This window comes from Kribbella speibonae (assembly GCF_004331375.1).
GTDB classification, from domain to species: Bacteria; Actinomycetota; Actinomycetes; order Propionibacteriales; family Kribbellaceae; genus Kribbella; species Kribbella sindirgiensis.
In genome coordinates this window covers 876,192-893,370 of sequence record NZ_SJKC01000001.1, presented here as the reverse complement: position 1 = coordinate 893,370, position 17,179 = coordinate 876,192, and the positions used below count along the sequence as shown (strand labels likewise).

General features: G+C 69.0%; 16 protein-coding genes and 1 pseudogene. 11 read left to right on the top strand and 6 right to left on the bottom strand.

The window, feature by feature from the left end:
• Nucleotides 1–4 precede the first annotated feature (4 nt).
• Nucleotides 5–1,147, top strand: a complete 1,143-nt coding sequence (locus tag E0H92_RS04500) for an MFS transporter (protein WP_131495465.1) — start codon at nucleotides 5–7, stop codon at nucleotides 1,145–1,147.
• A gap of 290 nt (nucleotides 1,148–1,437) precedes the next feature.
• Here E0H92_RS04500 and E0H92_RS04495 read toward each other — a convergent pair whose 3' ends face one another.
• On the bottom strand, nucleotides 1,438–3,012 hold the full coding sequence (locus tag E0H92_RS04495; protein WP_131495464.1) for a serine/threonine-protein kinase: 1,575 nt from the start codon (nucleotides 3,010–3,012) through the stop codon (nucleotides 1,438–1,440).
• Between the two features lie 61 nt (nucleotides 3,013–3,073).
• On the opposite strand from E0H92_RS04495, the gene E0H92_RS04490 reads away from it, so the two are divergent.
• The 6 genes and pseudogenes from E0H92_RS04490 to E0H92_RS04470 all read left to right on the top strand — a co-directional run bounded on the left by E0H92_RS04490 (nucleotide 3,074) and on the right by E0H92_RS04470 (nucleotide 8,871).
• Nucleotides 3,074–3,634: an RNA polymerase sigma factor gene (locus E0H92_RS04490; protein WP_131464833.1), complete on the top strand. Its 561-nt coding sequence runs from the start codon at nucleotides 3,074–3,076 to the stop codon at nucleotides 3,632–3,634.
• Between the two features lie 26 nt (nucleotides 3,635–3,660).
• Complete coding sequence (locus E0H92_RS04485; protein WP_131495463.1) at nucleotides 3,661–4,890, top strand: MFS transporter; 1,230 nt, start codon at nucleotides 3,661–3,663, stop codon at nucleotides 4,888–4,890.
• Between the two features lie 56 nt (nucleotides 4,891–4,946).
• The gene (gene dhaK / locus E0H92_RS04480) at nucleotides 4,947–5,951 is read left to right on the top strand and encodes a dihydroxyacetone kinase subunit DhaK (protein ID WP_131464829.1); all 1,005 of its coding nucleotides are present in this window, start codon (nucleotides 4,947–4,949) and stop codon (nucleotides 5,949–5,951) included.
• Nucleotides 5,952–5,953: 2 nt separating this feature from the next.
• The gene (dhaL, locus tag E0H92_RS04475) at nucleotides 5,954–6,574 is read left to right on the top strand and encodes a dihydroxyacetone kinase subunit DhaL (protein ID WP_131465313.1); all 621 of its coding nucleotides are present in this window, start codon (nucleotides 5,954–5,956) and stop codon (nucleotides 6,572–6,574) included.
• A pseudogene (gene dhaM / locus E0H92_RS45640) lies at nucleotides 6,571–6,972 on the top strand (dihydroxyacetone kinase phosphoryl donor subunit DhaM); the annotation flags it as partial. The gene dhaL and the pseudogene dhaM, both read left to right, overlap by 4 nt.
• Nucleotides 6,952–8,871 (top strand): HPr family phosphocarrier protein, encoded by a 1,920-nt coding sequence (locus E0H92_RS04470; protein WP_338068851.1) that lies wholly within the window; start codon nucleotides 6,952–6,954, stop codon nucleotides 8,869–8,871. The pseudogene dhaM and the gene E0H92_RS04470, both read left to right, overlap by 21 nt.
• Here E0H92_RS04470 and E0H92_RS04465 read toward each other — a convergent pair.
• Genes E0H92_RS04465 through E0H92_RS04455 form a run of 3 tightly spaced genes read right to left on the bottom strand, consistent with a single transcriptional unit; the run spans nucleotide 8,850 to nucleotide 10,852 of the window.
• On the bottom strand, nucleotides 8,850–9,500 hold the full coding sequence (locus E0H92_RS04465; protein WP_131495461.1) for a cupin domain-containing protein: 651 nt from the start codon (nucleotides 9,498–9,500) through the stop codon (nucleotides 8,850–8,852). The two genes, E0H92_RS04470 and E0H92_RS04465, sit on opposite strands and share 22 nt — an antisense overlap.
• A complete protein-coding gene (locus tag E0H92_RS04460; protein WP_238173308.1) occupies nucleotides 9,497–10,039 on the bottom strand; it encodes a GNAT family N-acetyltransferase in 543 nt (180 codons plus the stop codon). The genes E0H92_RS04465 and E0H92_RS04460 overlap by 4 nt, the downstream gene beginning before the upstream one ends.
• Before the next feature lie 15 nt (nucleotides 10,040–10,054).
• A complete protein-coding gene (locus tag E0H92_RS04455) occupies nucleotides 10,055–10,852 on the bottom strand; it encodes a DUF1707 domain-containing protein (protein ID WP_131495459.1) in 798 nt (265 codons plus the stop codon).
• 167 nt (nucleotides 10,853–11,019) lie between these two features.
• Between E0H92_RS04455 and E0H92_RS04450 the strand changes: the two genes are divergently transcribed.
• Entirely contained in the window at nucleotides 11,020–11,592 is a 573-nt protein-coding gene (locus tag E0H92_RS04450) for an RNA polymerase sigma factor (RefSeq protein ID WP_238173307.1), read from the top strand.
• Nucleotides 11,579–12,412: a hypothetical protein gene (locus E0H92_RS04445; protein ID WP_131495457.1), complete on the top strand. Its 834-nt coding sequence runs from the start codon at nucleotides 11,579–11,581 to the stop codon at nucleotides 12,410–12,412. Before E0H92_RS04450 ends, E0H92_RS04445 begins: the two co-directional genes overlap by 14 nt.
• Here the strand turns inward: E0H92_RS04445 and E0H92_RS04440 are convergent.
• The gene (locus E0H92_RS04440) at nucleotides 12,405–14,720 is read right to left on the bottom strand and encodes a beta-L-arabinofuranosidase domain-containing protein (protein WP_238173306.1); all 2,316 of its coding nucleotides are present in this window, start codon (nucleotides 14,718–14,720) and stop codon (nucleotides 12,405–12,407) included. The two genes, E0H92_RS04445 and E0H92_RS04440, sit on opposite strands and share 8 nt — an antisense overlap.
• Before the next feature lie 183 nt (nucleotides 14,721–14,903).
• Between E0H92_RS04440 and E0H92_RS04435 the strand changes: the two genes are divergently transcribed.
• Nucleotides 14,904–15,875 (top strand): LacI family DNA-binding transcriptional regulator, encoded by a 972-nt coding sequence (locus tag E0H92_RS04435; protein WP_131495455.1) that lies wholly within the window; start codon nucleotides 14,904–14,906, stop codon nucleotides 15,873–15,875.
• Here the strand turns inward: E0H92_RS04435 and E0H92_RS04430 are convergent.
• Complete coding sequence (locus tag E0H92_RS04430; protein ID WP_131464812.1) at nucleotides 15,864–16,346, bottom strand: DUF1707 SHOCT-like domain-containing protein; 483 nt, start codon at nucleotides 16,344–16,346, stop codon at nucleotides 15,864–15,866. The two genes, E0H92_RS04435 and E0H92_RS04430, sit on opposite strands and share 12 nt — an antisense overlap.
• Before the next feature lie 195 nt (nucleotides 16,347–16,541).
• Between E0H92_RS04430 and E0H92_RS04425 the strand changes: the two genes are divergently transcribed.
• Nucleotides 16,542–17,174: a hypothetical protein gene (locus E0H92_RS04425; RefSeq protein ID WP_131495454.1), complete on the top strand. Its 633-nt coding sequence runs from the start codon at nucleotides 16,542–16,544 to the stop codon at nucleotides 17,172–17,174.
• Nucleotides 17,175–17,179 lie beyond the last annotated feature (5 nt).

Here is a 17,179-nt window from a genome sequence, read left to right as displayed (position 1 = left end):
GAGCATGCTGCTTGCGTTGCTGTGTGTCGGGATCTTCTTGATTCAGCTGGATGTGACGGTGGTGAACGTCGCGTTGCCGGCAGTCAGGGTGGATCTCGGGACGAGTTTGAGCGGGCAGCAGTGGGTTGTCACCGCGTACATGATTGCGCTCGCCGGGCTTCTGTTGGTGTTCGGGATGCTGGGTGACCGGATCGGGCATCGGCGCGTTGTCCTTGCGGGGCTTGGTGTTTTCGGCGTCGCCTCGCTGGCTTGCGGGGTGGCGCCAACGATCGAGCTGCTCGTCGCGGCGCGGGCGGTTCAGGGCGTCGGCGCCGCGCTGCTGTTGCCGGGAACCTTGGCCGTCATCAGCGACATGTACGTCGACAGCGCGGCCAGAGCTCGTGCTGTCGGCATCTGGTCGGGCGCCGGGGCGTTGGCGTTGCCGTCCGGGCCACTGCTCGGCGGCGCGCTGGTGAGCGCACTCGGCTGGCGGGCCGTGTTCCTGATCAACTTGCCGATCATCGCCGTCGCCTTCCCGTTGGCGTGGCGGCTCGTGCCGCAGCGGCAGATCGAGCAGGAGCGCGCGAAGACCCGGCTGCGGATCGGTGCGAGCTTCGTCGGCCCCAACGTGATCGCGGGTCTGATGAACTTCGTCGGTCTCGGCACAGCCCTGGTACTGACGCTCTATCTGCAGGAACACCTTTCACAGAAGGCGTTCCGGGCCGGTCTCGAACTCATCCCGCTCTTCCTCCCGCTAGCAGTGCTAGGCCCGATCACGGGCCGCATCACCGCCCGCTACGGTCCTCGTCTCCCGATGACGATCGGGCTGGCGTTCGGCGTCGTCGGATCGGCGTTCCTGCTCGGCGTCGACGACAGGAGCGGCTACGCGGCCGTCGTACCGGTACAACTCGGCCTCGGCCTCGGTATGGGGTTCCTGACCGCCGCAGTGGTCCACGCTGCCATCGCTGCGCTGCCACCGGACCGCGCCGGCCTGGCCAGCGGCGTCAACAACACCAGCCGCCAGGCCGTAGGCGCACTCGGAGTCGGCGTGTACGGCGCGACGCTCGGCCACGCCCCGAGCTTCGTCAGCGGGCTCCACGTACTCGGATGGCTAGGAGCCGGCCTGTGGACTGTGGCCCTGGGCATCACCTGGCCGACCGTGGACTGAGCTCAGTCGGCCGGCCAGATGGTGCGGAAGATGGTGGAGCGGAGCCGGTAGAACCTGCGACGGGCGGACTGGAGCAGCGCCGGCGACGGCCGGAGCCGTTCGGTCGGAAAACGCATGGGGCCTTCCTAGGGGGTGTCTGATGGTTCCACGCCGTAGCGAGGAGGTGCTCGGTGCGGTGCATCGGCGTGCGGGGGCGAAGGTCTCGATGCGGAGCATCGTGGCCTTTGCACCCGTGCGGCGAGGTGCCGTGCCGAGTGCCCCGCAGTAGGCGGGGAGCCATCAGACACCCCCTAAGACGTGTATGTCACCGAATCGGCGATCTCCGTGGCCCGGAGGACATCCGATCCGGGCACGACCACCTGTACGAGGAGCGAGCCGCCGTCCCCGTGATCGACGACCCGTTGGAGGAGCACGATATCGGCACCGAAGCAGTCCGCGGACAACCGGTCGGTCACTGGGAATTCACGGACCATGTGCGGCTGCACGGTGCCTTCGTTGCCGCACTGCTTGCCGTCCGGAACCGCCAGCTTCGACTTCGACACCCCGATGAACACGCCTGGCGTCTTCCCCGACCAGTCCGGGTCACGGCTGACGCGGAACGCCGGCGCGCTCCCGGTGCCGCCGGGCGCGGTCCAGTCCGACTGAGCCATCGACTGTGCCCAGGCCTCGGGCAGGGTCACCGAGAATTGGCCCTCTGAGACCTGGATCATTTTGCGGCCTGAGAGGTACCAGTGGCCGCCGTACCCGGCGCCGCCGCCGACCAGCAGCGCCAGCAGGGCGGCGACCACCCAACGCCCGCGCCGTCGCTTCCGGGGCGCCGTCGTCGCGACCGCGGCAGTCTCTGCCTCCGCGCCCGCAGACTCCTCCGCATCGGCCTCCGCCGCGGCGCTCTCCACGGCGACGGTCTCCGCGTCCGCGGGCGTCGTCTCCGAGGGCTCGGCTGGTTTCACGATCGTCGGCTGGTTCTCGTCGCTGAGGGCCGTCTTCGCGTCCAGGTCCTCGGATGCGACGATCACCGTCTCGCGGGTCGACAGCGGGAAGTCGCGCGTGGTCTCGTCGAGCGCTCCCACGAGCTGCCGCGTGAACGTCTGCACGTCCGGCCAGCGCTTCTCCCGGTCCGGGTCCAGCGCGCGGACGATGGCCGCGTCGACCTGACCCGGCAGTTCGAACCCGAGTGAGCTGGGCGGCGGCGCCACCTTGACCCGGCTCGCGGCGCCGAGTCCGTCGACCTGGTGCGGGGATCGCCCGGTCAGAGCGGCGTACGCGACCGCGCCCAGCGAGTACTGGTCGGCGCGCTGGTCCAGCCGCTCACCGAGCGCCTGCTCAGGAGCGACGTACGACGGGGTGCCGCCGGGCATCGTGATGCGGGAGATCTCGTCGAGGGACTTGCCCAGCCCGAGGTCGGACAGCACCGCCCGCTCGCCGTCGTCGTCGGTGCTGCGGAACAGGACGTTCGCCGGTTTCACGTCGCGGTGCAGGAGGCCTCGCCGGTGCAGCGCCTGCAGGCCGCGGCCGACCTGGACGACCACGTCGACGGCGTCCGGCAGCGCCAGCGGCGCCTTCTTGAGCCGGTCGGCCAGCGTGCCGCGGTCGGCGTACGTGAGCACCAGGAACGGGCGGCCGTCCTCGAGTTCGCCGACGTCGTGCACCTGGACGACGTGCTCGGACTCGACGCGGCGCAGGAACCGGCCCTCCTCGAGGAACCGCTGCCGGACCGAGTCGTCGTGCCCCCAGTTGTCGGCGAGCACCTTGATCGCCACCTCGGCGTCGAGCTGCTCGTCGTGAGCCAGCCACACCGTGGCGAAACCGCCTGAGCCCAGGCGTCGGCGCACGACGTACCGACCGAGTCTGGTTGGGACCCCCATACAGGGCATTATGGGTCATTGGAGTGTCCCTCACCGGGGCCGATCGAGAGCAAAGGCGCAGATGAGCGAGAGCACCAGTCCGACCGACGACCTCGCCACCCTCGCGGAGCAGGCGCAGGCGGGTGACAAGAACGCGATGGACGACCTGCTGCGGCAGGTGTATCCGCGCGTCCTGCGGATCTGCCGCAGCGTCCTGCCGTACTCGGCCGACGCGGAGGACGCCGCTCAGGAGGCGCTGCTCAACATCGCCACCAAGATCAACTCGTTCTCCGGCCGCAGCAGCTTCTCGACCTGGGTCCACTCGGTCGCCGCGAACTCCGCGCGCTCGACGTACCGCAAGCTGAAGCGCACCGCCCAGGCCGCGCACAACCCCGAGCAGATGGAGAAGCCGGACCCGCGCACCACGAGTGTGATCGCCGGCACCCGACTGGACCTCCTGGAGGCGCTGGAGACCCTGGAGCGGGACCGTCCGCAGATGGTCACTCCGCTGGTACTGCGGGATGTCTACGGCCTCTCGTACGAGGAAATCGCCGCCGAGGTCGGCGCTCCGCTCGGCACCGTCAAGTCCCGGATCCACGACGCCCGCGAGGTCGTCCGCCCGCTGCTGCGCCCCAAGGACTGACCTGACACCGGCATACCCTCGCGGTTATGACCGCCCGGGGGTTGCTGCACAACGGTGACTACCTGAAGCTCCTCACCGGTCAGACGATCAGCTCGATCGGCTCCTCGATGAGCTCGTTCGTGTTCACGCTGCTCGGCCTGGCCATCACCGGCTCTCCGGTGCAGGCAGGTCTCGTCGGTACGTCGGCCGCGCTCGGCGGGATCCTGGCGGCGCTTCCCGGCGGCGCGCTGGCGGACCGCTGGAGCCGCCGCAAGATCCTGATCGGGTACAGCCTGCTCGGCTCCGTCCTGTTCGGCTCGGTGGCTGTCGTGGGCTGGCTCGGTCACCTGACCCTCCCGCACCTGATGGTCGTCGGCCTGATCAACGGCGCGGGCTACGGTCTGTTCATGCCCGCAGAGACGGGCGCGCTCCGGCAGATCGTCCCGCCGGAGGACCTCGGCACCGCGCTCGCCGCCTCGCACGGACGGCAGAACCTGGCCTCGCTGGCCGGAGCCCCGCTCGGCGGCCTGCTCTACTCGATCGGCCGGGCGATCCCGATCGCGATCGACGCGGTCTCGTACCTGGTGATGGCGATCATGCTCACCACGATCCGGCACCCGCTACCGGCCGCGAAGCCCGAGGGCGGCGCGCACGAGCCGATGCTGAAGGCGATCCGTACCGGGCTGGCCTGGTTGTTCCGCCAGCGCGACCTGCGGACGATCGCGGTCGTCGCGACGCTGCTGAACTTCGCGGCGAACGGCACGATTCTGGTGCTGATCCTGAGCATGCAGCAGCGCGGCGTACCGGCGTCCGTGATCGGCCTGCTGGAGACGGGGATGGGAGTCGGCGGCCTGCTGGGTGCGTTCGCGGCGCCCAAGCTGCTGGCCAGGTTCAGCACCGGCCGGATCACGATCGTCGGCGCCTGGATCATCACGGTCACGTTCGCGAGTACGGCGGCGAGCACGCGCCCCGTCGTACTGATCCTGCTCCCGGCGCTCGCGATCTTCCTGCTGCCCGCGTTGAACTCCGGCCTGTTCGGATACCAGATGCTGATCACACCGGACCATCTGCAGGGGCGGGCGCAGAGTGCGTTCCTGTTCCTGTCCAACGGCGCGGCACCGCTGGCGCCGTTCCTCGGTGGGCTCTTTCTGGAAACACTCGGCGCGCGGGAGGCTCTGCTGATCTTCGGCGGGCTGCTCGCGATCGGCTCCGTACTGCTCACCGTCAGTCGCTCGATTCGCTCGATCCCGCTGCTCTCCGAGGTCGAAGCAGCCTGATCGCGCCGGATTCTTGGGGCTCCCGTTCCGGGCGCGGGTGTGCTCAGATGGGGTGCATGAAGAAGCTCATCAACGACCCGGCCGATGTTGTGAGTGAAGCGCTGCAGGGGATGGCGGCGGCGCATCCGGACCGGCTCCGGGTGGACCTGGAGAACCGGATCGTCTACCGCAAGGACGCGCCGAGACCCGGCAAGGTCGGACTGATCTCCGGTGGCGGGTCGGGGCACGAGCCGATGCACGGCGGGTTCGTCGGGCTCGGGATGCTGGACGCGGCCTGCGCGGGTGAGGTGTTCACGTCCCCGGTGCCGGACCAGATGATGGCCGCGACGAAGGCGGTCGACGCCGGCGCCGGCGTACTGCACATCGTGAAGAACTACACCGGCGACGTGATGAACTTCGAGATGGCCGCCGAACTGGCCGCCGCCGACGCCGGCACCGAGGTGCTGTCGGTCGTGACGAACGACGATGTCGCCGTCCAGGACAGCCTCTACACAGCTGGTCGCCGCGGCGTCGGCGTGACCGTACTGCTGGAGAAGATCGTCGGGGCGGCCGCCGAGGAGGGCCGCCCGCTGCAGGAGGTCGCGGACCTCGCTCGCAGGGTGAACGACAACGGTCGCAGCATGGGTATGGCGCTCACGTCGTGCACTGTCCCAGCCGCGGGCAAGCCGACGTTCGAGCTGGCCGAGAACGAGATGGAGGTCGGCATCGGCATCCACGGCGAGCCCGGCCGGCAACGGTTGCCGCTGGCCCCGGCACGCGACATCGCGGCGATGCTCGTCGACCCGGTGGTCTCGGATCTCCCTTACCAGCAAGGCGATTCGGTGATCGCGTTCGTCAACGGCATGGGCGGTACGCCGCTGCTCGAGCTGTATCTGATGTACCACGAGGTCGCCCAACTCCTCGACCGCGCCGGCATCACGGTCGCCCGCTCGCTGGTCGGCAACTACATCACCTCACTCGAGATGGCCGGCTGCTCGGTAACCCTGCTGAAAGCGGACGACGAACTGGTACGCCTCTGGGACGCCCCGGTAAACACCCCCGGCCTACGCTGGAACGCGTGAGCATGGGAGTGGATTCCTTCGTCAGCTGGTTGCGTGATGTCGCTGGTTCGTTGCATGAGAACGCGGCGTATCTGACTGAGCTGGATTCGGCGATCGGGGACGCCGATCACGGTGCGAACATGGACCGTGGGTTCCAGGCGGTGGTCGGGATGCTGGACGAGACATCGTTCGACGGGGCCGACGAGCTGTTGAAGAAGGCCGGGATGACGCTGGTCAGCAAGGTCGGCGGGGCGAGCGGGCCGTTGTACGGGACCTTCTTCCTGCGGTTCGGGACCGCGCTCGCCGGGGCCGACCTCACGCCGGAGGCGATCGGGAAGGGGCTGCACGCCGGGGTCGAGGGCGTGCTGGCCCGCGGCAAGGCGGAGCTCGGGGACAAGACCATGTACGACGCCTGGGCGCCGGCGCTGGAGGCGTACGACGCTGCGGTGGCCGGCGGATCGGACCTCGGTACGGCGCTGGGCGCTGCCGCCGAGGCCGCCGCGAAGGGACGGGACGCGACGATCCCGCTGGTCGCGCGGAAGGGCCGCGCGAGCTACCTGGGTGAGCGCAGCGCCGGCCATCAGGATCCCGGCGCGACCAGTACGACGCTGATCTTGGAGTCCGCTGCCCGAACGCTGTCATGATCGGGATCGTGGTGGTGTCGCACAGCCGTGCGCTGGCTGATGCGGCGGTCGGGCTCGCCTCGGAGATGGTTGCCGAGGACAAGCGTCCGGTGATCGCGGTGGCCGCGGGGCTGGACGCGACGACGTTCGGCACCGATGCGATGGCGGTGTCGGAGGCTATTGGTACGGCGGATAGTCCGGACGGCGTGCTGGTGCTGCTGGATCTGGGGAGTGCGGTGCTCAGTGCTGAGATGGCGCTGGAGTTCGTTGATCCTGAGGTTGCTGCGCGGGTGCGGCTGACCAGTGCGCCGTTGGTCGAGGGGTTGGTGGCGGCGGTTGTCACCGCGTCGACGGATGCGGCGTTGGATGCGGTTGCCGCGGAGGCTGAGCGGGGGTTGGTGGGTAAGCAGGATCACCTTGGCGTTGCAACCGCCGAGAGTGCTCCGGTTGTTGCAGCTGATCGCGCGGTCGAGGTGGTTGTCGGCAACGAGCATGGTCTCCATGCGCGGCCGGCGGCGCGGTTGGTAGGTCTGGTCAACGGTTTCGATGCGGTGGTGACGCTCACCGATCTGGACACCGGCAAGGGGCCGGTGGACGCGAGTAGTTTGAGCATGGTCGCGACGTTGAACGCTCAGCAGGGGCACCGATTGCGAGTGGGCGCGAGCGGTACTGAAGCCGAAGCGGTGCTCGCGGCGGTCGAGAACCTCGCGGCGGAGAACTTCGGTGATGCGGTCGTGGAGACAACTGTTCCTTCTCCTGGTGGGTCCGGGCTGGATGTGGCTCTTGGGCCCGCAGTGCTCGCGGGCGCGGGCGTCGAGCTGAGTGGTTATGTTGCTGGGGACAACGAGATTGGTCGGCTGGACGGCGCTCTTGCGACTGCGGGTGATCAGCTCCGCGAGCTGCGGGACGCGCACGGTGAGATCTTCGCGGCGCATCTCGCGTTGCTGGGCGATCGCACGGTGCTGGACGACGTACGAGCGGCGATCTCCGGCGGACAGCCCGCGCCGACGGCGTGGAAACAGGTGTACGACGGGTTGGCGGCCACGTTCGAAGGGCTCGACGACGCGTACCAGCGGGAGCGCGCCCAGGACGTCCGGGCCGTGCGGGACCGCGTACTGCGCTTGCTGGTCGGAGTGACCGAGGAAGCGCCGACGGACGGCATTCTCGTCGTACCTGAGCTGGATGCGGCGACCGCTGCCACTCTCGACGCGACCCGGATCGCGGGCATCGCCGTCCGCGCGGCGGGGACGACCGGGCACGGGGTGATCGTGGCTCGGTCGCGGGGGATCCCGTTGATCACCGGGATCGGGGACGTCGACGTACCGCCGGGCGTGGTCGTCTTCTTCGACGCCCGGACCGGGTCGTTCGAGGTAGCGCCGGACGAGGACCGGGTCCGCGCGACCATCACCGAGCGCGAAGGCGAGCGTGCGCAGGCGATCGCGGACGCCGAGCAACCCGCCACCACCCGCGACGGCCGGACGATCGACGTACTCGTTAACGTGGGCGTCGTCCAGGACGCCGTCGACGCGCGCGGTGCGGACGGGTCCGGTCTGGTGCGGACCGAGGTGCTCTTCGGGGATCGCCGTACGGCGCCGACCGTCGACGAACAGGTGGACGCGTTCCGCGCGATCGCACGGGCCCTCGGCGGCAAGCCGATCACGATCCGGACCTGGGACATCGGCGGCGACAAGCCGCTCCCGTTCCTCCCGCAGGACCGCGAAGCTAACCCGTTCCTCGGCGAACGTGGCCTTCGCGTCTTCCGCCGCCGTCCCGAACTGTTCCGCGATCAGCTCGAAGCGGTCCGGCGTACGGCGGCCGAGACGCCGGTGCACGTGATGTTCCCGATGGTGACGACGGCCGACGAGGTCGCGTGGGCGTTGCAGGAGCTCGGCCCACGGGACGGTCTCGAGGTGGGGATCATGGTGGAGGTGCCTGCGGCCGCCCTGCGCGTCAGCACCCTCGCCAAGGATCTCGACTTCGTCAGCATCGGCACCAACGACCTCACGCAGTACACGACCGCTGCCGACCGCACCAACGCCGCGGTCGCACCGCTCGCCGACGGTCTCGATCCCGCCGTACTCCAGCTGATCGACCATGTCGTCCGCAACGCCGGCGTACGCGTCGCGGTCTGCGGTGACCTGGCCAGTGACCCGCAGGCCGCCGTACTGCTTGCTGCTCTGGGTGTGACCGAGCTGAGCGCTGTTGGACCACAGGTGCCGTTGGTGAAGGCGCAGCTACGGCAGGCCGACCTGGGACGGGTCGACACTGCCGCTGTGCTGGCGGCTCGGGATGCGGCTCAGGTGCGCGGGCTGCTGTAGTAGCGCAGCTCGACGAGGTTGAAGCCGGACGTGCGCTCTGGCTTGGCTGGGAGCGTGTAGGACTCCCCTGGCTCCAGGTACATCACGTCTGGGTGCTGCAGGTCCAGGTCGACCACTAGAGCCGGGTAGGCGCCGGTGTGCCAGGTGTACGACTCGCCTGCATCCGGGGTGACGTGCTGGACGCGTACGTCGTCCTCGTCGACCACGACCTTGGTGGGGATCTCACCGGCCTGCTCGAAACCTGCCGCGGCGGTGTCGATCCCGAAGTACGGGTCGCCGGAGGCCTCCTCGCCCAGGTCGAGCACCTCGATGAGGCGGTTGAGGTACGGCGTGTCGCCGTCGTTGGTGAGCATGTGCACCGGCGACACAGGACGGTAGACCGAGCCGCCGACCGTCTCGCTCAGCTGACGCGCCGGGCTGCCGTCCAGCCAGTCCATGTGGCAGGGCGAGGTCGAGAGGCACAGGACGACGTACGGGTTGTGGTGCAGGTGCCAGCCCTGGGCCTCACCGGGCTGCAGCTCCACCTCCCAGACGCGAACGCGCGAGTTCTTCAGCAGCACACGCGTCCCGATCTCACCGAGCACGACGTCCGTGCCGTCAGGGGCGGTGACAGTAGTACCGGCGGTCATGCGGTCTCCTCTATCGGTCGTTCCATCGCGACGCCGGCGAGCACGGTGCCGTCCGGCATCGGTAGCTGGGCGGGCTCCCCCTCGGTGAAGCCGAACGCCTTGTAGAGCGGTACGCCGGGCAGCGTCGACATCAGCGCGAGCCGGGTGAACCCCTCCGCGCGGGCCGCGTCGGTGCAGGCGGTCAGGATCGCCCGGCCGAGTCCACGCCGCGTCCAGTCCGCCCGGACGAACATCGCCCGGATACGGGCCGGCTCGGTCGCGGGGTCGAGCAGCCGCTCGTCCGCTCCCGCCGTACTCGCGTTGAACAGCTTGTTCCGCCGGCTCCACCCGCCGCAGGCGACGACCTCACCGTCCGCCTCCAGCACGTAGTAGGTGCCGTCGTCGATCAGCGCGGTGTCCAACGTGGTGATGTGCTCAGCCGCACTGGCGGTCTGCGCCTGGTCGTAGTACGCCGGAAACTGCGCCTCCACCGCGGCCCGCGCCAACTCAGCCACCGCAGGCCCGTCCGCCACCACCGCCAACCGCAACCTAGCCTCCACGCCCCACAGGCTAGTTCACGGCTTCGAGTCACCTTTGCGCCAGGCGCGGTACATCGACCCGAGGTTGCCGATGACGACGACGAAGTAGACCGCCCACAGGAGAAGGCCCGACCGCGAGTAGGCGAGGACGCCGGCGAACACCAGCATCAGGACGAGTGACGGTACGAACTGCCGGTACCGGGGCCAGTCCGGGCGCCACTCCACCGGCTCGGGCTCGGGCCGTGGCGCATCGAGGTCGGGAGGCTCCAGGTTCGCGAAGACAGCAGCCAGGTCGGCCCTGGTCCGGGCGGCGTAGAGGAGGTGCGAACGGCGTTGCGCCTCGGCTTCGAGGATCCGGCCCGTAGCGACCTGCTGCGCCAGGGCGGCCGAGCAGAATGATCGGTCGGCATCCGTCAGCACCAGCTCGCCCGCATCCGCCGGCGGCCTGGGCCGCCGCACCCCGGCAGGCCACCGCACCCCGGCAGGCCGCTGCGCCTTGACCGGCGGCTGCGCGGTGACCGGCGGGCCGTCCGTCCCTTCCACGATGGCAGCCGCGACCATCCTGGTGATCGCCTTGCCGATGGCTGCGCCCGGAGACTGCACGAGTTCAGTGACCACTTTCAGGCGGATCGCGCCGTTGGCCGTCAGCTCGTACTCGGTCGGCAGACCCTGCTGAGACCGGCGTACGACGTACGTACCCCCGACCAACTCGTTCAGTGCGGTCTGCAGCGTGTCGTCGCCGACGCCGGTCCGGCGGACCAACTCGGCCCGCGTCAGCGGAGCGTGCTCCAGGTGCCGCAGGAGCACGTGCTCCAGGATCGCGTCGATTGCCACAGGTCCCCCTCAACTCGCCCCAACCGAATTGTCGCAGTACGCGCGGTCATCGAACCCACACGGAACGGTGCAGGAAGCTGCAATCTCGGTGGGGTGAAATGGGTGGACGGGCTGGTGGACATCTACCGGGTATGACGCTGATACCGATCGAGGCTCGAAGTGGGCCGGTGAGTGAGGGAGTCGTGCACGACCCACCACCGAACGCGCACCGGGAGCGGTTCGAGCAGGTCTTCGCCACGCATCGGGAGGCGGTGCTCGGGTACCTGCGCCGCCGGACCGACAGCGGCCACGACGCCGCGGACCTGCTCGCGGACACGTTCCTGGTCGCGTGGCGCCGGCTGGACGACGTACCGCTCGACCCGCAGACCAGACCATGGCTGTACGGCGTGGCGCGCCGGGTGCTCGCCAATCACCGCCGCGGTGAGGGCCGCCGGCACGCACTGGCCACCAAACTGCGTGGCGAGCTCAGCGACGCCCCACCGGTGCACCCGCTGCAGGAGGACACCCCCACGGCACGTGCCTTCCGTGCACTGCCGGAGCAGGACCGAGAGCTGCTGTCGCTGGTCGCGTGGGAGGAGCTCGACACAGGCCAGATAGCCACGGTCCTCGGCATCTCACGCAACGCCGTACGCATCAGGCTGCACCGCGCCCGGAAGCGGTTCGCCAAGCTGCTCACCGCCCCACTCGCGAACCGCACCGTGGTCGCTCTCACCGAAGAGGTGTCACATGAAGACGCATGACATCGACGCCGCTGTCCGCGGCCTCAACCCGCAGCAGTCCGCCGACAGCGTCTCGGACAACGCCTGGAGCGAGCTGGCAGACGCCGTCACCGCAGACGAGTCGACGCCGGTCGTGCGCCCCGTGCGCCGCTCCCAGCCGCGCCGTCTCGCGCTGGTCGCCGCCTGCACCCTGCTGATTGCCGGCGTGGTCGCCGCGACTGTGGTCAACCGTCCGGACCAGAGCCAGCCGCAGGCGCTCTCGTTCACCGAACGCGGCGACAAGCTGATCGTTCGGGTGGTCGACCCGAACGCGGACCCGAAGCGCTACAACGCCGAGTTCAAGAAGATGGGCCTGGACGTGACGGTGCTGAGCGTCGCGGTCAGCCCGCCGTGGGTCGGCAAGATGATCAGCTTCTCCGGCCGCAACGAGAAGGACATGAGCCAGCTCAGGATGCTGGAGCCGGGTGAGCAGTGCAACGGGACGCTCAACGCCTCGGACGCGGGCTGCCAGGAGGGTGTCGAGCTGCCGAAGAACTACGACGGCAAGACCGAGATCCAGTTCGGCCGCGTGGCGAAGCCGGGCGAGATGTACGTCCACACCTCGTCGTCGGCGACGGACAAGGGTGAGGTGCTGGCCGGGCTGACGGTGAAGAACAAGACCATCGACCAGGTCCTGCCGCTGGTCAGGTCCCGCGGTGTCCGCGAGATCGAGTACCTGACCAGCGACGGACCCAACCACGAGCCGGTGAAGTCCCCGCCCGGCAACTGGTACGTCGACGACGCCTCCACGTACGCAGAGGGCGTGATCTCCCTGTACGTCAGCCCGACACCCGTCAAGTAACCAGGAGTTGGAGCAAGCCTCCCGAGTACGTCGGACGCAGCACGGCCTCCACCCGGACGTGCTGCGTCCGCACTGGCGTGAACGCCGTCGTGTTGAGCCGGTCCACCGCTACGTCGTACGGCGTGGTGTTCTGGACCGGCCGCCACGTCTCACCGTCCAGCCACAACACCCGCCAGGACTGCGGGACACGGCACTGCCCGGAGCCGGTGTCGTCGAACCAGTACGCCGAGACCTCCGACAGCTCGCGTACCGATCGCAGGTCGTACTCGATCCATTCCGTCGTACCGCGACGGTCCCACCAGGTGAAGCGCGGTATCGACGTGTCCGCAGAGGATTCCGGCGTACGGCCGGAGTCCGGCGCCTCGAGCGAGTCCCCGTCGTTCACGTGGGACGCGGTGATCCTGGTGCGGTAGGTCCAGTCCTTACCGTCTGCAGCGACCTGTGGGAACGACGTCACCCGCAGACGAGCCGCACCCATCGGAATGAGGGTCACGGTCTCCACAGGTTCGTCCGACCGCGCTGGACCGGGCTGGAGCAGTCCGACCACGTCCTCGGTGTCTGTCTCCCACTGTGGGATCCGCTGGGCCAGTGTGGTCAGTGCGAGCGGTACTCCGTATGTGGTGAACGGGTTGTCGCCCGCCTCCCGTAGTACGACGTCGAACGGCGCGTCAGCGACCAGACCGTAGTTCCACGGCGATTCCGGGTAGACAGAGAGCTCCGGCCACTCGTCGGTGCCACCAATGCGCTCGTAGCGTTCGTCAATCTGCAGCGAGTACGTGAGAGGGCCTCTGTCGACGGACACCGATTGCTGGTTGTCCTCCCACACCCGCGTAGTGGTGCGCATCGGCAGGGTGAGCTCCACACGATCCCCTGTGTGCCAGGTGCGGTCCAACTTCATCCAGTCACCGGACGCATGCACCCGCTGCCCGTTGACCTTCAGTGTCGCGTCGTCAGCCCAGCCAGGACACCTTAGATAGAAGGGGAATCGCACCGGTCGCTGCGTCTGCACCGTGAACGAAATGGTGTCCGAGAACGGGTACTCCGTGTCCTGGACGACACTGACCGTCTCACCCGCTCCCACCGTCGCGGTCACCTTGCTGGCGGCGTACATCGACGCAGCGAGACCGTTGTCCGTCGTGGCCAGCCAGAGCTCCTGCACGTAGTACGGCCAGCCCATGCCGTAGTTGTGCGGGCAGCAGCGGTACTGGTGTACGCCGTACTTGTAGGACTGCATCGCGAACGGGTTCTGGAACTGCCCGTGCTTGCGCCGGTCGTCGAGCTGCACGCTGTTGGCACAGGTGATGTAGTGCATGACCTGCTGCCGCGGGTCGTACGACGCCGGCAGCGAGTTGAACGCCAGCTCCTCACACCTGTCCGTCCACGCGACGTCGCCGGTGAAACGGGTGAGCATCTCGCAGCTGTGCATCAGCTCGACGATCCCGCACGTCTCGAACCCCTGCCGCGGGTCACCGAACCCGGGCCGCGAGTTCTCGTCCCCAGCGAACCCACCACCCGGGAACTGGCCGTACAGCCCCATCACCGTCGCGTAGTTCCGGTACGTCGCGTCGCGGTGCTTGGCATCTCCGGACAGCAGCCAGTACTGCAGTGGCTCCCGGAACCCCTGTGCCAGGTTGACGTTGTGCCAGTTGGGGATACCGCTCACGTAGTCCGCGGACCCGTTGTGCATCTTCGTCACCAGGTCGAGCAGCCACTGCTCCCCGGTGCGGTTGTAGAGCCAGTACGCGCTGTCGATGTTGTCGCCCCAGCGGAACGCACCCCACGACCGGTTGAACACCTCCGGCGGCTGCGTGTTCTGGAACCGCAGGTACTTCGTCATGAACGGAATGACCCGCTCGTCGCCGGAGTACTCGTACCAGGACCGGAACGCGGCCAGCAGCGGCATACCCGGCCAGAAATCGGGTCCGTTCTCCAGAGACGTCCGCAACCGCTCCGGACCGAACCACCCGTCGGCGGCCTGGGTCGCGAGGATCCCGTCCATCCACCGCTGGGTCCGGGTCAGTACGCCGCTGTCGCCAGTGACGTAGCCGAGGTCGCCGAAGCCGCGCAGCCAGTACGGCAACTCCTCCCAGGCTCCCAGCGCCGGGTCGACCCAGCCGTTCGTCTCGTACACCAGGAAGTCCGAGATCTCGTCGTACCGGCCGCAGAGCCCGTCGACCTGCAACGCGAGCTGCTGCGCGAGCCAGCCGCGCGGCTCGACCGCACCGGGCGGGAGCTTCTGGAACGGGACCGGCCGGAGCGGGGCACGCTGCGGAACGTAGTGCCCGCCGCGACCGGCAGGTTCAGGCATGACCATGGTTGTCGAGCCTCTCGAGTGAAGGGGCGGACCTCGCTTCGACGGAAAGACCGCACACGTTTTCCGTCGTTGACAACGTAGGACTGCCGGTCGTGTCGGTCAAGATCAAAGCGCAGGTCAGTAAGGTCTCCGGGGCGATCCTGGTACGCTTCGCCGAACGACCGGAAGGAAACAAGCATGAAGAGGCCAGGCGTGCGGATGGTGGACGTCGCCGCGCTCGCCGGGGTGTCCGCCGGAACCGCGTCGAAGGCCCTCAGCAACACCGGCCAGCTGAGCCAGGAGACGCGAGACCGGGTACGCCGAGCCGCGGCGACGCTCGGCTTCACGCCCGACGCCCGTGGTCGCGCGCTCTCCTCCGGCCGGACGTACACCGTGGCGCTGCTGACCACCGACAGCTCAGGCCGTTTCAGCATCCCGATCATGCGCGGCGTCGAGGACGTACTCAGCGCGGGCGAGCTGGCGACTGTCCTCTGCGACACCCGTGACGACCCGCTGCGCGAGCAGACGTACCTGCGTTCTCTCGTCGCGCGCGGCGTCGACGGCATCGTCGTCACGGGCCGCCGTACTGAGCCTCGTCGGCCCATCAACGTGCCGCTGCCGGTTGTCTACGCGCTCGCCGCCTCGACCGACCCGGACGACGCCTCGGTGATCGTCGACGACGCAGCCGGCGCCACCGCCACGATCACCCACCTCACGGGCCTGGGACGCACCCGCATCGCCCACGTCACAGGCCCGTCCGACCACCGCTCCGCCGCCGAACGCGCCCAGGCGATCGCCTCTGCGCTCTGCACCGAACCGCTCTTCGGCGAGTGGAGCGAACGCTGGGGCCGCCAAGCCACCGACCTGGTACTGCGTCAGCACCCGGACGCAATCACCTGCGGCAGCGACCAGATCGCCCGCGGCGTCTGCGACCGCCTCCGCGAGCTCGGCCATTCGGTGCCCGACGACATCGCGGTCACCGGTTACGACAACTGGCCCGTGATGGCGCTCGCCAGCCGGCCGCCGCTCACCACCGTCGACCTCCGCCTGGAAGACCTCGGCCGCCGCGCCGCGACGCTCCTGCTCGAAGCGATCGACGGCAAGCCACACCACGGCGTACTGGAACTCCCCACGCAGCTGATCACGCGCGAGTCGACGCTAGGAACCTGACTCCCGCCGCGGCTTGGAGGCCCACCGGTACGCGTACGCAACCCAGACCACCGCTGGTACGCCGAAGATGGCCGCCGCGATCTCCCGCCCGAACACCAGGAACAGCAACCCCGCCAGCACGAACGGCACCGCCAGCCACACCGCGCCGGCGAACGCGGCCCACCGCCACCGGCCGGGCTTCCGCGCCGGCGGCGCGTACAACGACGACACCGGCAATCCAGCAAGCACCGGCTCCAGGTCCCCGTGCGTCACCGCACTGTTCAGCAGATCGACCCGTCGGTGCAGCTCCGCCTCGTCCAACCGCCCGATCGCGAACTCCTGCGCCAACTCGTCGGTGAGAATCCGCCGCTGCTCATCCGTCAGCCGGATCTGCGCCATCCGCCGCCGAGCCGCCACCACCCGAGCTTCCTGCCCCGCGGCCGCAGCCATCCCCACCAGATCAGACGGCTTCACCGGTCGCCGCTCCGCCATCTGCCTCACCTCACTCGTCCCCTCCGAGTGTGCCAGACGCTCAGAAGGCGTCTTCTGACGCTGCGTCGGGTGCGCTTGTTGCCGGCTCCGGCGGAGACGCTGATCACAGATCCGGCACTCAACGTCGCGGCGGCACCGAGCCATCTCTGATCCCGACGGGCCGAACGGAGCCCCTTGACGATGGAGACGAGAACCATGAAGAAGACCCTCACCGCCCGCGTTCTGGCCGGCGCCGCGATCATCGGCGCGGCGGGGCTGTTCCTGGGGATGGCGCCGAGCGACGCCGCCGTACCGGCCCGGACCGCCGCCGTCAGCGCGCACGCCAAGCCCGCGCTCAAGCCGGCGAGCCTGCACTTCAGCTACAAGTGCTGGGGAACCGGGAGCCACTGCAACGTCGCGGTCCACGCGCCCACCGGATGGAAGTTCACCCAGCTCAGCCGGCAGCACGCGAAGTTCACCGACAGCTCGAACACCTGGATGCTCCGCGTCAACGGCGGCCTCGGCGGCAAGGTCAGCACGAGCCGCGCCGCCGACCAGCGGGTCCACGCGCTGCACGGCGTCGCCGGCTTCAAGATGACGTACCGCGGCAACGGCACCACGGCGTCGAAGGTCGGGTGGGACGCACCGCGCGTCGCGTACACACAGATCAGCTACACCTACCGGGACGGCGCCCGGGGTCAGCGCTGGGTCTCCACCCGCTTCGTCGACACCTTCGAGAACGGCCGCCGCGCGTACATCGAGATCACCGTCTCGGGCCGTCCCCAGGACCAGGCCGGACTCAACAAGGTGCTGACCGAGGCGACTCAGCGAGTCGCCCTGGTCGGCTGACGATC

Bases quoted from the DNA above. Each gene is read 5' to 3' on its own strand.
- E0H92_RS04445 (WP_131495457.1), top strand. From the start codon at position 11,579: ATGAAGACGCATGACATCGACGCCGCTGTCCGCGGCCTCAACCCGCAG.
- E0H92_RS04435 (WP_131495455.1), top strand. From the start codon at position 14,904: ATGAAGAGGCCAGGCGTGCGGATGGTGGACGTCGCCGCGCTCGCCGGG.
- E0H92_RS04425 (WP_131495454.1), top strand. From the start codon at position 16,542: ATGAAGAAGACCCTCACCGCCCGCGTTCTGGCCGGCGCCGCGATCATC.
- E0H92_RS04440 (WP_238173306.1), bottom strand. From the start codon at position 14,720: ATGCCTGAACCTGCCGGTCGCGGCGGGCACTACGTTCCGCAGCGTGCC.
- dhaK (WP_131464829.1), top strand. From the start codon at position 4,947: ATGAAGAAGCTCATCAACGACCCGGCCGATGTTGTGAGTGAAGCGCTG.
- E0H92_RS04430 (WP_131464812.1), bottom strand. From the start codon at position 16,346: ATGGCGGAGCGGCGACCGGTGAAGCCGTCTGATCTGGTGGGGATGGCT.
- E0H92_RS04465 (WP_131495461.1), bottom strand. From the start codon at position 9,500: ATGACCGCCGGTACTACTGTCACCGCCCCTGACGGCACGGACGTCGTG.
- E0H92_RS04485 (WP_131495463.1), top strand. From the start codon at position 3,661: ATGACCGCCCGGGGGTTGCTGCACAACGGTGACTACCTGAAGCTCCTC.
- E0H92_RS04490 (WP_131464833.1), top strand. From the start codon at position 3,074: ATGAGCGAGAGCACCAGTCCGACCGACGACCTCGCCACCCTCGCGGAG.
- E0H92_RS04495 (WP_131495464.1), bottom strand. From the start codon at position 3,012: ATGGGGGTCCCAACCAGACTCGGTCGGTACGTCGTGCGCCGACGCCTG.
- dhaL (WP_131465313.1), top strand. From the start codon at position 5,954: ATGGGAGTGGATTCCTTCGTCAGCTGGTTGCGTGATGTCGCTGGTTCG.
- E0H92_RS04500 (WP_131495465.1), top strand. From the start codon at position 5: ATGCTGCTTGCGTTGCTGTGTGTCGGGATCTTCTTGATTCAGCTGGAT.